The following is a 12,266-nucleotide window of genomic DNA, read 5'->3' on the forward strand; positions in this document are numbered from 1 at the left end:
TCAGGTTGCGCCTCTAGGGTCCCAGTCGGTATCCCCCTGGCGGAGCGCTGCCATGTCCGAAGAAGAACCCCGCGTCCCGGCCCTCGATGAGCCGGTCGACAGCCACTGGCCGCTGGTCAAGATCCTCGCCGGTATCCTGGCCGGGGTGCTCATCGGCGGTGTGGGATTGCCGCTGCTGGACGCCCTGCACGGGCCCTGGGACGGGGCGACCCTGCTGGTGAGCGGTCTGCTGGCGTGGGGCTTCGCTCTGCTCGTGACGCTCTGCGTGCACTAGGTGGCAGCGGGCAAGCGAAGCCTGAAGACGGCCCCCTCGGTGCCATTGGCGGCGCTCAGACTGCCGCCCTGGGCCTGGACGATGGCCGAGGACACCGCCAGCCCCAGGCCGAGGCCTTCGCCGACCGGCTTGGTGGTGAAGAAGGGATCGAACACCTGACCGAGGTGTTCCTCAGCGATCCCACCGCCGTTGTCCGCCACCTCCAGCTGCCAGCTGTCGCCGTCGTGCCTCAGGCTGACCGTGACCCTTGGCGTCGGTCGTTCGGCCACCGCGTCCAGGGCGTTGCGCAGCAGATTCACCAGCACCTGCTCCAGGCGGATCGGATCGCCCAGCAGCCAGGCCGGGCGTGGCAGGTCCAGGATCAGTTCGGCGCCTACCTCGGTGCGGCGCGCGTCTAGCAGTTCCAGCGCCTGGTCCACCACCAGTGCCAGGTCGACCCGCTCGCGCAGGCCGGCGGGGGTCTTGCGCGCATAGGTCTTGAGATGGGCGGTGAGGCCGCTCATGCGGGTGAGCAAGCCATCGAGGCGCTCCAGCGCGGCGCGAGCCTCGTCCAGTCGGCCGTGATCCAGCAACAGGCGCAGACTCGCCAGGTGCATGCGCTGGGCGGTGAGTGGCTGATTGAGTTCGTGCACCAGGGCGGCCGACATCTGCCCCAGGGCGGCCAGCTTGGCGGCCTGCACCAGGCCGTCCTGGGCGGTGCGGAGTTCCGCGGTGCGGGCTTCCACCAGGCGTTCCAGCTCCAGGCGGCTGCGCTGGCGCAGGCGCTGCAGCCGGCGTCGCTGGACCAGCAGCAGGGCGGCGCAGACCAGCAGCAACCAGGCGCAGCCGGCGGCCAGGGCGGCGCCCAGGCCGCCGCCTTGCAGATCCCGAGTCGGCCGGAGCAGGTGCAGGGTCCAGCCTTCGCTGGGCAGCGGCAGGCTGTCCCAGAGATAGTCTTCGGTGCCTTCCGGCGCTTCGATATACGCGACCTGGCGCTGCTCGCCCAGGGCCAGCCGTTCGCGGTGGACCAGCGGCTGCAGGGGGCGGCGATCGTATTGTCGGGTGGTGGCCAGTTCGGCGCGATCGGCCGGGGTCAGTTCGCGCAACAGGCGATAGCGCCAGTCGGGGCGATTGGCGGCGAACACCACCCCGCGGGCGTCGCTCACCAGCAGCACCTCGGGGTGCTCGCCCCAGCGCGCTTCGATGGCGGGAAATTCCAGCTTTACCACCACCGCGCCGAGAAAGCGCCCCTGGCCGTCCAGCACCGCGTGGGAGAGGAAATAGCCGGGAATGCCGGTGGTGACGCCCACGGCGTAGAAGCGCCCGCTGCCACCGGCAAGGGTTTCGCGGAAGTAGGGCCGGAAGCCGTAGTTGTGGCCGACGTAGCTGGTGGGCAGCCGCCAGTTGCTGGCGCCGATGGCCAGGCCGGTGCGATCCAGCAGCTCCAGGGTCGAGGACTGGGCCGCGGCGTTGAGCCGTTCCAGCTTGAGATTGAGCCGCTCGGTGGTGGCCGCATCGGGCGGCGCACTGAGGGCCGCGATCAGCTCGGGGTCCTGGGCCAGTACCGCCGGCAGGGCGCGGAAGCGGTCGATCAGGGTCTGCAGGCCGCTGGCGTGCAGGCGCAGTTGCTCCTGGCCGACCAGGCTGGCCTCGTTCAGGGTCGCCCGCTCGGCGTGCTGCCAGGCCAGGCCGCTGACCAGCAGGCCGCCGAGCAGGGCGAGCAACAGGACCGGCAGCAGGCGTAGGGCAGGGGGCATCGAGGGGCACCGAGGCGGGGGTGGCCGGACGATAGCATGGCCGCTGGTAGAGGACTCAGGCCGAGATGGCGGCCGGCCGGGCGATCTGCTCGGCCTGGAAGTGGCAGGTGAAGCAACTGCCCTCGCCGACCACGCTGTGGATGTCCAGCGCGCCGCGGTGACGGATCAGCACGTGCTTGACGATGGCCAGACCCAGGCCGGTGCCACCGGTGCTGGAGGCGCGGCTGGCATCGAGGCGATAGAAGCGCTCGGTGAGCCGCGGCAGGTGCCGGGCGTCGATACCGGGGCCGTTGTCCTGCACGGCGACATGGGCGCCGCTGGCATCCTGCCAGGCGCGCACCCGTACCTCACCGCCTTCGGGGCTGTACTTGACCGCATTGAACACCAGGTTGGAGAAGCAGCTGCGCAACTCGGTCTCGCTGCCCAGCAGCGCCAGGTCCGCTTCGCAGTCCAGGCTCAGGCGATGGCCGACCGCGCCGGACAGGGCGCGGCCGTCCTGCAGGATGGAGCCGAGCAGCGGGGCCAGGGCCACCGGGCGGTTGTCGGCGGGGTAGTCGGTGGCTTCCAGGCGTGCCAGCAGCAGCAAGTCGTCGATGGTGTGCTGCATGCGCCCGGCCTGCTGCTGCATCTGCCCCAGCGCCCGCCGCCAGCGCGGAGTGGCGTGCTCGGCGTTGTCCAGCAGGGTTTCCAGGTAGCCGGTGATCACCGTCAGCGGGGTACGCAATTCATGGGAGACGTTGGCAACGAAGTCCTTGCGCATTTGCTCGAGCTGATGGACGCGGGTCACGTCGCGCACCAGCAGCAGCCGATCGCCCTCGCCGAAGCGGGTGACCAGGATGTGCAGGTACTGGTCGTCGTTGAGCGGCGAGGCCAGTTCCAGCGGCTCGCCGTAGTCGCCACTGACGAAGTAGTCGGCGAAGCGCGGATGGCGCACCAGATTGGTGATGGGCTGGCCGAGATCCTGGGGCTGGCGCAGGCCGAGCAGGGTTTCCGCGGCGCGGTTCCACCACTCCAGGTTGCCGTAGCGATCCACCAGGATGATGGCGTCGCGCAGCGCCTCGGTGGAGGCCTGGGCGCGGCCGATCACGGCGAGCAACTCCTCGCGCTGACGCTGTTCGTTGCGCTGGCGGCGGTAGAGACGATCCAGCACGTCACCCCACAGGCCCTCGGCTTCCGGCGGCTCGCCAGGGGCCTCGCTGGCCAGCCAGGCATGCAGGCGCAACAGGTGCTTCAGGGTGATCGCCAGGTAGACCGCCAGGCCCAGCGCTACCGCCAGGCCGACATGGCCGAACGGCCAGCCGGCCAGGGCACAGCCGCCGACCACGATCGACAGCTGGGTGGCCAGACGGGAGCGCCAGTTGATATTCACGGCGGCGATGGCCTGCGCGGTCAGAGTTTGGTGGAAAAGCGATACCCGGTGCCGCGCACCGTCTGTACCAGGTTCTCGTAGGTTTCGCCGAGGGCCTTGCGCAGGCGGCGGATGTGCACGTCCACGGTGCGTTCCTCGACGTAGACGTTGCCGCCCCAGACCTGATCGAGCAACTGGCCGCGGGTGTAGGCACGCTCCTGGTGGGTCATGAAGAACTGTAGCAGGCGGTATTCGGTGGGGCCCATCTCGGCGGGGGTGCCGTCGATGGTCACGCGATGGCTGACCGGGTCCAGCACCAGACCGTTGACCTCCAGCGGGCCATCGTTTTCCAGGTGCCCGGTGCGGCGCAGCACGGCCTTGAGCCGCGCCACCAGCTCGCGGGGCGAGAAGGGCTTGGTGATGTAGTCGTCGGCACCGGTCTCCAGGCCCTGGACCTTGTTGTCCTCGTCGCCCTTGGCCGTGAGCATGATGATGGGGATGGCGTCGGTCAGCTCGTCGCGCTTGAGGCGGCGCGCCAGCTCCAGGCCGGAGGTGCCGGGCAGCATCCAGTCGAGCAGGATGAGATCGGGCTTGCGGTCGACGATCAGGGCATGGGCGTCCTTGCTGTTGTCCGCCTCCAGGCATTCATAGCCAGCCATTTCCAAGGCCACGGCGATCATCTCGCGAATGGGGGCCTCGTCGTCGACGATCAGGATGGATTTACCCGTCATGGAGCGCTCTGCCTCTCGAGTCCTTGCAATGTGCCGTGCATTAGATAGCGCCAATATTGCAGCTATGTGACAAGGCTGTCATATCTCTTATAAATCCCACAATATGGGATTACGTGTCACATATTGAGATTTGCCAGCGATGCTCCTAGAGTAAAGGCCATGAACGACAACAATTCCAACAAGGGCGAAGCGCCCAGCGGGGCCCAGGCGCTGTTTCGCGGCCTGGCGGTACTCGACGCCGTGGCCGCCGGCGCCGACAGCCTGGCGCAGGTTGGCGCCGCCATCGGCTGCACCCGCAGCACCACCCATCGCCTGGTCGCCGCCCTGACCCAGGCCGGCTACCTGCGCAGCGATGGCGGGCGACTGATCCTCGGCAGCCACCTCATCGCCCTCGGCTACCAGGCTCGCGAGCAACTGCCGCTGACCGGTGTGGCCCGGCCGCATCTGCAACGCCTGGCCCAGCGCTGCGGCGACACCGTGCACCTCGGCGTACGCGAGGGCGGCGACGTGCTCTACCTGGACAAGCTGCCCGGCAGTCGTGGCCTGGAAATGAGATCCCGCGTCGGCCTGCGCATGCCGCTGGCGCTGACCGGGGTCGGCAAGGCGCTGATGCTCGATCTCGCCGAGGGCGAGTGGGAAGCCCTCTACGGCGAAGGCGTGGCGCGGCGTGCCGGGCAGCCCGGGCTGCGCGAGGACTTCCTGCCCTGGGCGGACTACCGGGCGCGGTTGCGCCGCTATGCCACCGACGGCTACGCCCTGGACCTGGAAGAAAACGAACTGGGTATCCGCTGCGTGGCCGCGCCCATCCGTGGTGCCGATGGCGCCATCGTCGCGGCACTGAGCGTGGCCAGTGCCATCCCCTACATGCCCGAGGCGCGGCTGCACGAATTGCAGCCCGAGGTCACTGCCTGCGCCCGGGCTATTTCCCGCGAACTCGGCTGGAGCCCCGCATGACCGCCACCCCGCACCTCATCGGCCTCGACTGGGGCACCTCGTCCCTGCGGGCCCAGCTGTTCGACGCCCAGGGCGCCGTGCTGGAAACCTGCAGCCGGCCCTGGGGCATCATGCACGTGCCCGATGGCGACTTCGCCGCGGCCTATCGCACCCTGGTGGGCGACTGGCGCGAGGCCCATCCAGACCTGCCGGCCATCGCCTGCGGCATGGTCGGCAGCCGTGGCGGCTGGCGCGAGGTGCCCTATGCCGACTGCCCGGCGGATGTGCACAGCCTGGCCGCTGGCCTGCTGCGGCTGGACACGGGCTGCGGCGATCTCCATCTGGTCCCCGGGGTGATGCAGCGCGGTGACCTGCCCAATGTCCTGCGTGGCGAAGAGACCCAGGTGTTCGGTGCTCTGGAATTGGAGCCGGATCTGGCCGCCGAAGCCCTGCTGGTCCTGCCCGGCACCCACAGCAAGTGGGTGCGGGTACGCGACGGGCGCCTCACCGACTTCGCTACCTATATGACTGGCGAGTTGTTCGCCGTGCTGCGCGAGCATTCCATCCTGGGTCGCCCAGCCACCGAGGCCGGCCCCGAAGCCAGCGCCGAGGCCTTTCGCCTGGGCCTCACCACGGCGCGCGACGCCGGTGCCGAGGGCCTGTTCGGCCGCCTCTTCACCGCCCGCAGCCGGGTGCTGGCCGGCGAATTGGGCGCGGCGCATAGCCTGGATTATCTGTCCGGCCTGCTGATCGGCGAAGAGCTACGCAGTCAGGTCGCCGCGCTCGAGGGCGCTCCCTGTCCACCCCTGGTGCTGATCGGCGACCCGGCGCTCTGCCAGCGCTACCGCGACGCCCTGGCGCTATTCGACATCCACCAGGTTCGCCTGCTGGAGCAGGCCACCCGCGCCGGGCTCTGGCGCCTGGCCCAGGCCGCCGGCCTGCTGCCCATTTCTGGAGGCTCCCATGCTTGATACCTACCTCAAGGACCTGCCGCTGATCGCCATCCTGCGCGGCGTCACCCCCGACGAGATCGTCCCGGTCGGTCGCGCCCTCTACGAGGCCGGCTTTCGCGTCATCGAGATCCCGCTCAATTCGCCGCAGCCCTTCGACAGCATCCGCCGGCTCACCGCCGAGCTGGGCGAGGACTGCCTGATCGGCGCTGGCACCGTGCTCACCGAAGCCCAGGTGGCCGAGGTGGATGCCGCTGGTGGCCGACTGATCGTCTCGCCCAACGCCAACCTGGCGGTGATCCGCGCCAGCAAGGCCGCTGGCCTGGTCAGCGCCCCTGGCGTGGCCACCCCCTCGGAAGGCTTCGCCGCCCTCGACGCCGGCGCCGACAGCCTCAAGCTGTTTCCCGCCGAGCAACTCGGCCCGGCGGTGGTCAAGGCCTGGCGCGCGGTCTTCCCCAAGGAACTGGCGCTGTTGCCGGTGGGCGGCATCACCCCGGACAACATGGGCCCCTACGTGGCCGCCGGCGCCAATGGCTTCGGCCTCGGCTCGGCACTGTACAAGCCAGGCCTGACCGCGGCCCAGGTGAGCGCCAATGCCCAGGCGTTCGCGGCGGGGTGGCGCGCTCTTTCCTGATCTGATCGCGGTCATGGACCGCTCCTACAGACACCCGATGCTTCCGTAGGAGCGGCCCATGGCCGCGATTTATCCAATCTCCTCGATCCAACAATTCAAATCGAGAATTCCTGACCATGAAGATCACCAAACTCACTACCTACGTCGTCCCGCCGCGCTGGTGCTTCCTCAAGATCGAGACCGATGAGGGCATCCACGGCTGGGGCGAACCCGTGCTGGAGGGCCGTGCCCACAGCGTGGCGGCGGCGGTCGACGAACTGGCCGACTACCTGATCGGCAAGGACCCGCGCAACATCGAAGACCACTGGACGGTGCTCTACCGCGGCGGCTTCTATCGCGGCGGCGGCATCCACATGAGCGCCCTGGCCGGTATCGACCAGGCGCTGTGGGACATCAAGGGCAAGGCCCTGGGCGTACCGGTGCATGAACTGCTCGGCGGCCAGGTGCGCGAGAGCATCCGCGTCTATTCCTGGATCGGCGGTGATCGCCCGGCGGAGACCGCGGCCCAGGCGCTGGAGCGCCAGGCCAAGGGCTTCACCGCGATCAAGATGAACGCCAGCGAAGAGATGCAGTTCGTCGATACCTACGACAAGGTCGACCAGGTGCTCGCCAACGTCGCCGCCATCCGCGAGGCCTGCGGGCCGCACTTCGGCATCGGCGTGGACTTCCATGGCCGGGTGCACAAGCCCATGGCCAAGGTGCTGGTCAAGGAGCTGGAGCAATTCCGCCTGATGTTCATCGAGGAGCCGGTGCTCAGCGAGCACCATGAAGCACTGAAGGAAATCGCCCTGATGAGCAACACGCCCATCGCCCTGGGCGAGCGGCTGTACTCGCGCTGGGACTTCAAGCGCATCCTCCAGGAAGGCTACGTCGACATCCTGCAGCCCGATCCGTCCCACGCCGGCGGCATCACCGAGACGCGCAAGATCGCCAACATGGCCGAGGCCTACGACGTCGCCATCGCGCTGCATTGCCCGCTCGGCCCCATCGCCTTGGCGGTCAACCTGCAGCTGGATGCCAACTGCTACAACGCCTTCATCCAGGAGCAGAGCCTGGGCATCCACTACAACCAGGGCAACGACCTGCTGGACTACATCAAGAATCCCGAGGTGTTCGACTACGGCGACGGCCACGTGAAGATCCCCCAGGGGCCGGGGCTGGGCGTCGAGGTCAACGAGGAGTTCGTCAAGGAGCGCGCGGCCATCGGCCATCGCTGGCGCAACCCGGTGTGGCGGCATAAGGACGGCAGTTTCGCCGAGTGGTGAGGGCGGAAACATCGACTTTGACCTCTGCACCGACCATCCCCTCTCCCTTTGGGAGAGGGCTAGGGAGAGGGAAGGCGGCACGCTCGATAGCCGGGCACCGCTGATCCCTCACCCCAACCCTCTCCCAGGGGGAGAGGGGGTAGAAGCACTTGGGCACGGGGGTTATTGCAGGAGCAACGCCCCCGACCCCCGCACCAACCATCCCCTCTCCCTCCGGGAGAGGGCTAGGGAGAGGGCCGCCCCAGCACCCTGACCCTCAGACACCCACAACGCTCGCCACAACGCCAACTACAGGACCCGAGCCATGCCCATCCCCACCCAGGCCGCCGCCGCAGCCGCCAAGGCCGCGCCGACCCTGGCCAAGCCCAGCCGGGCGCGCTTCTTCATCATGGTGCTGCTGTTCGTCACCGTAGTGATCAACTACCTCGACCGCAGCAACCTCTCCATCGCCGCCCCACACCTGGCCCAGGACCTGGGCATCGAGCCGGTGCACATGGGCCTGATCCTCTCGGCCTTCGGCTGGACCTACGCCGCCATGCAGATTCCCGGCGGCTGGTTGGTGGACAAGGTCGCCCCGCGCATCCTCTATCCGGTGGCCATCGCGCTCTGGTCGCTGGCCACCATCGGCCTCGGCTTCGTCGGCAGCTTCATCGGCCTGATCGTCCTGCGCCTGGCCGTGGGCGCCCTGGAAGCGCCGGCCTATCCGATCAACAACCGGGTGGTCACCACCTGGTTCCCCGAGCGCGAGCGGGCCACCGCCATCGGCTGCTACACCTCCGGCCAGTTCGTCGGCCTGGCGTTTCTCACCCCGGTGCTGATCTACCTGCAGCAGACCTTTGGCTGGCACATGGTCTTCGTCGTCACCGGTGGCGTCGGCATCCTCTGGGCGGCCATCTGGTACCTGGTCTATCGCGAGCCCAAGGACTTCCGCGGCGCCAACGCCGCCGAGGTCGAGTTGATCCAGCAGGGCGGTGGTCTGGTCGACCTGGAGCAGAAGAACCGCAGTCGCGCCGCCTTCCAGTGGCGCGACCTCTGGAGCGTGCTCAACAAACGCAAGCTGTGGGGTATCTACCTTGGGCAGTTCTGCCTCAACTCCACCCTCTGGTTCTTCCTCACCTGGTTCCCCACCTACCTGGTGAAATATCGCGGCATGGACTTCATCAAGGCCGGCTTCCTCGCCTCGCTGCCGTTCCTGGCCGCCTTCCTCGGGGTGATCTGCTCGGGCCTGCTGTCGGACTGGCTGATCCGCCGCGGCGCCTCCGTGGGCCTGGCGCGCAAGTTGCCGATCATCGGTGGCCTGCTGATCTCCACCAGCATCGTCGGCGCCAATTTCGTCGACTCCCCGGCGCTGATCATCGCCTGCCTGGCCTTGGCCTTCTTCGGCAACGGCCTGGCGTCCATCACCTGGTCGCTGGTCTCGGCCATGGCCCCGGAGCGGCTGATCGGCCTCACCGGCGGGATGTTCAACTTCATCGGCAACCTGGCGGCCATCTGCGTGCCCATCGTCATTGGTTTCCTGGTCAAGGATGGCAGCTTCGCCCCGGCCATCGTCTTCATCGGCGTGACCGCCCTGGTCGGCGCGCTGTGCTACGGCCTGGTGGTGGGTAAGGTGGAACGTCTGCCCGAATAAGGGCGACTAAAGGAGCGCCCGTCTGCGGCGCTCTGCCACCGGCCTTGCCGTGCTCATAACGACAACAAAGGAGTCTCCCCATGCCCCTCGCCCGTCGCACCTTCCTCGGTGTTTCCCTGGCCGCCTCGGCCGGTCTGGTCGCCAGTCGCGCCCTGGCCGACGACAAATTCGGTCTCACCCGTAACTGGGAGGGCAAGCCGCCTATCGTCATGCCCGATCCCGCTTGGGAGATCCACGATGCGGCCTTCAAGGGCCGCCTGGGCAATGCCTTCGTCGAGCGTCTCTGGTCGGGCGGCCTGTGGACCGAGGGCCCGGTGTGGATGGCCGATTGGCGCTGCCTGCTTTTTAGCGACATCCCCAATGCCCGGGTGATGCGCTGGAGCGCCGACGATGGCCACGTCAGCGTCTACGACGACCAGTCGCACAATGCCAACGGCCACACCCGTGACCGCGAGGGCCGGCTGCTCAGCTGCGAGCACGACACCCGCCGCGTCACCCGCCGTGAGCACGACGGCAGCGTCACCGTGCTGCTCGATCGCTTCGACGGCAAACCGCTCAACGCGCCCAACGACGTGGTGGTCTCCGCCGATGGCGCCATCTGGTTCACCGATCCGGGCTACGGCATCCTCGGCGCCTACGAAGGCCACAAGGCCGACTTCGAGCTGCCCACCAACGTCTACCGCATCGATCCCCAGGGCAAGGCCACGGTGGCGGTGGGCGACTTCGGCCGGCCCAATGGCCTGGCCTTCGCCCCCGACGGCAAGCGCCTCTACATCAGCGACACCGCCGGTGGCGGCAATCCCGGCAAGCCCAATCACGTCCGGGCGTTCAGCGTGAAGGACGACGGCACCCTGGGTGGCGGCGAGGTGCTGATCGACGCCAAGGACCAGGGCGTGATCGATGGTTTTCGCGTCGACAGCGACGGCAATCTCTGGTGCAGCTGGGCCGGCAGCGCCGAGCAGAACAGCGTGCGGGTGTTCAATCCGAACGGCCAACCGCTGGCAACCCTGCACCTGCCAGAAACCGTCTCCAACGTCGAATTCGGCGGGCTCAAGCGCAACCGTCTGTTCATCACCGGCGGCGGTTCGCTCTATGCCACCTATGTGAATGCCCAACCCGCACGGCTCTGGTAAGCGGCCTGCCGCGAACCAAGAATCGTTAGCTAGGTCTGTAACAAACGGCAACGGAACCACCGCGACAACAAGATCGCCCACGAGGCGAGAGAGGAGTCTCCCATGAGCAGTACCACTACGACGGCCGATGGCCATGTCACCGAAAAGGCTCAGCCAAAAGCCATCTTCGCCTGCCTGATGGCGGCCCTGGCCGGTCTGATGTTCGGCCTCGACATCGGCGTGATCTCCGGCGCCACCCAGTTCATCCAGAAGGAATTCCAGATCTCCGACCAGGTGATCGAATGGATCGTCTCCAGCATGATGGCCGGTGCTGCCCTGGGTGCCCTGGGCGCGGGTTCGCTGTCGGCCAAGCTGGGCCGCAAGAAGTCGCTGATGCTGGGCGCCGTGCTGTTCGTGGTTGGCTCGATACTCTGCGGTCTGGCCACCTCGCCGACCATGCTGATCTTCGCCCGCTTCCTGCTGGGTCTGGCCATCGGCATCGCCTCCTTCACCGCGCCGCTGTACCTGGCCGAGGTCGCCCCAGAAAACATCCGCGGCTCGATGATCTCGCTGTACCAGCTGATGATCACCGCCGGCATCCTGCTCGCCTTCCTGTCCAACACCGCCTTCAGTTATTACGAGGCCTGGCGCTGGATGCTCGGCATCATCGCCATCCCCGGCGTGCTGTTCCTGCTCGGCGTCTTCGCCCTACCCGACAGTCCGCGCTGGCTGATCATGGCCGGCCGCAAGGAGGAGGCCATCAAGGTGCTGCACCGGCTGCGCGGTGACGAAAAGGTCATCCAGCAAGAGGTCCAGGAGATCGAAGAGCAGCTCAAGGTGCCGCAGAAGGGCTGGTCGCTGTTCAAGGAAAACCCTAATTTCCGCCGCTCGGTGGGGCTGGGCGTGCTCTTGCAGGTGGTGCAGCAATTCACCGGCATGAACGTGGTGATGTACTACGCGCCGCGCATCTTCGAAGGCATGGGCTACGATACCGCCGCCCAGATGTGGTTCACCGCCGCCGTCGGCCTGACCAACGTGCTGGCCACCTTCATCGCCATCTTCCTGGTCGACAAGTGGGGCCGCAAACCCATCCTCTACACCGGTTTCGTGGTCATGGCCGTGGGCCTGGGCGTGGTCGGCACCATGCTCGGCATGGGCAACCTGAGCCACGGCCAGCAGACCTTCACCGTGGTCATGCTGCTGATCTTCATCGTCGGCTTCGCCATGTCGGCCGGTCCGCTGATCTGGACCCTCTGCTCGGAAGTCCAGCCGCTCAAGGGGCGCGACTTCGGCATCGGCTGCTCCACCTTCACCAACTGGATCGCCAACATGATCGTCGGCGCCACCTTCCTGACCATGCTGGGCACCCTGGGCCAGGGCACCACCTTCTGGATCTATGCCGGATTGAACGTGGTGTTCATCTTCCTGGTGTTCCTGCTGGTGCCGGAAACCAAGGGCGTCACCCTGGAGCGCATCGAGCGTAACCTGATGCAGGGCAAGCGCCTGCGCGACCTCGGTCAGTAGGGCTCGAGCGGAAACGAAAACGCCCGGCAATGCCGGGCGTTTTCATGTGGGGTGGCGATGCGTCTGCGGTAGGGTCTTCTTTTGTGACGATGGGCGCAAATCTAGCTGAAAGCTTTGTTCTAGAGCCTT

11 protein-coding genes are annotated in these 12,266 nt (G+C 67.5%); 8 read left to right on the forward strand and 3 right to left on the reverse strand.

The features are described from left to right. The first annotated feature begins 52 nt into the window (after positions 1-52). The gene (locus FAZ11_RS14715; protein ID WP_058761688.1) at positions 53-274 is read left to right on the forward strand and encodes a hypothetical protein; all 222 of its coding nucleotides are present in this window, start codon (positions 53-55) and stop codon (positions 272-274) included. On the opposite strand, the gene FAZ11_RS14720 is transcribed toward FAZ11_RS14715, so the two are convergent. The 3 genes from FAZ11_RS14720 to phoB are packed head-to-tail and all read right to left on the reverse strand — an operon-like array spanning position 271 to position 4,089. Beyond that, positions 271-2,010: a sensor histidine kinase gene (locus tag FAZ11_RS14720; protein ID WP_058772123.1), complete on the reverse strand. Its 1,740-nt coding sequence runs from the start codon at positions 2,008-2,010 to the stop codon at positions 271-273. The genes FAZ11_RS14715 and FAZ11_RS14720 overlap by 4 nt on opposite strands. 55 nt (positions 2,011-2,065) lie before the next feature. Beyond that, positions 2,066-3,379 (reverse strand): phosphate regulon sensor histidine kinase PhoR, encoded by a 1,314-nt coding sequence (gene phoR / locus FAZ11_RS14725; RefSeq protein ID WP_058761686.1) that lies wholly within the window; start codon positions 3,377-3,379, stop codon positions 2,066-2,068. Positions 3,380-3,399: 20 nt separating this feature from the next. Beyond that, the gene (gene phoB / locus FAZ11_RS14730; protein ID WP_058761685.1) at positions 3,400-4,089 is read right to left on the reverse strand and encodes a phosphate regulon transcriptional regulator PhoB; all 690 of its coding nucleotides are present in this window, start codon (positions 4,087-4,089) and stop codon (positions 3,400-3,402) included. A 159-nt stretch (positions 4,090-4,248) separates the two neighbouring features. Between phoB and FAZ11_RS14735 the strand changes: the two genes are divergently transcribed. The 7 genes from FAZ11_RS14735 (at position 4,249) to FAZ11_RS14765 (ending at position 12,137) form a co-directional block, all read left to right on the forward strand. Further along, positions 4,249-5,043: an IclR family transcriptional regulator gene (locus FAZ11_RS14735; RefSeq protein WP_058766582.1), complete on the forward strand. Its 795-nt coding sequence runs from the start codon at positions 4,249-4,251 to the stop codon at positions 5,041-5,043. After that, positions 5,040-5,993, forward strand: a complete 954-nt coding sequence (locus FAZ11_RS14740; RefSeq protein WP_058766583.1) for a 2-dehydro-3-deoxygalactonokinase — start codon at positions 5,040-5,042, stop codon at positions 5,991-5,993. The genes FAZ11_RS14735 and FAZ11_RS14740 overlap by 4 nt, the downstream gene beginning before the upstream one ends. Further along, positions 5,986-6,606, forward strand: coding sequence for a 2-dehydro-3-deoxy-6-phosphogalactonate aldolase (locus tag FAZ11_RS14745; RefSeq protein WP_058766584.1), 621 nt, complete (start codon positions 5,986-5,988; stop codon positions 6,604-6,606). The genes FAZ11_RS14740 and FAZ11_RS14745 overlap by 8 nt, the downstream gene beginning before the upstream one ends. A 116-nt stretch (positions 6,607-6,722) precedes the next feature. Next, on the forward strand, positions 6,723-7,871 hold the full coding sequence (dgoD, locus tag FAZ11_RS14750; protein ID WP_058766585.1) for a galactonate dehydratase: 1,149 nt from the start codon (positions 6,723-6,725) through the stop codon (positions 7,869-7,871). A gap of 304 nt (positions 7,872-8,175) precedes the next feature. Further along, entirely contained in the window at positions 8,176-9,501 is a 1,326-nt protein-coding gene (locus tag FAZ11_RS14755) for an MFS transporter (protein WP_058766586.1), read from the forward strand. 80 nt (positions 9,502-9,581) lie between these two features. Continuing rightward, positions 9,582-10,634, forward strand: coding sequence for an SMP-30/gluconolactonase/LRE family protein (locus FAZ11_RS14760; protein WP_058766587.1), 1,053 nt, complete (start codon positions 9,582-9,584; stop codon positions 10,632-10,634). Positions 10,635-10,736: 102 nt separating this feature from the next. Beyond that, positions 10,737-12,137, forward strand: coding sequence for a sugar porter family MFS transporter (locus FAZ11_RS14765; protein ID WP_058766588.1), 1,401 nt, complete (start codon positions 10,737-10,739; stop codon positions 12,135-12,137). The last annotated feature ends 129 nt before the right edge of the window (positions 12,138-12,266 follow it).

The sequence above is a fragment of the Pseudomonas rhizoryzae genome, from assembly GCF_005250615.1.
Lineage (GTDB): Bacteria > Pseudomonadota > Gammaproteobacteria > Pseudomonadales > Pseudomonadaceae > Chryseomonas > Chryseomonas rhizoryzae.

Bases quoted from the DNA above. Each gene is read 5' to 3' on its own strand.
- FAZ11_RS14715 (WP_058761688.1), top strand. From the start codon at position 53: ATGTCCGAAGAAGAACCCCGCGTCCCGGCCCTCGATGAGCCGGTCGAC.
- FAZ11_RS14720 (WP_058772123.1), bottom strand. From the start codon at position 2,010: ATGCCCCCTGCCCTACGCCTGCTGCCGGTCCTGTTGCTCGCCCTGCTC.
- phoB (WP_058761685.1), bottom strand. From the start codon at position 4,089: ATGACGGGTAAATCCATCCTGATCGTCGACGACGAGGCCCCCATTCGC.
- FAZ11_RS14735 (WP_058766582.1), top strand. From the start codon at position 4,249: ATGAACGACAACAATTCCAACAAGGGCGAAGCGCCCAGCGGGGCCCAG.
- FAZ11_RS14740 (WP_058766583.1), top strand. From the start codon at position 5,040: ATGACCGCCACCCCGCACCTCATCGGCCTCGACTGGGGCACCTCGTCC.
- FAZ11_RS14745 (WP_058766584.1), top strand. From the start codon at position 5,986: ATGCTTGATACCTACCTCAAGGACCTGCCGCTGATCGCCATCCTGCGC.
- dgoD (WP_058766585.1), top strand. From the start codon at position 6,723: ATGAAGATCACCAAACTCACTACCTACGTCGTCCCGCCGCGCTGGTGC.
- FAZ11_RS14755 (WP_058766586.1), top strand. From the start codon at position 8,176: ATGCCCATCCCCACCCAGGCCGCCGCCGCAGCCGCCAAGGCCGCGCCG.
- FAZ11_RS14760 (WP_058766587.1), top strand. From the start codon at position 9,582: ATGCCCCTCGCCCGTCGCACCTTCCTCGGTGTTTCCCTGGCCGCCTCG.
- FAZ11_RS14765 (WP_058766588.1), top strand. From the start codon at position 10,737: ATGAGCAGTACCACTACGACGGCCGATGGCCATGTCACCGAAAAGGCT.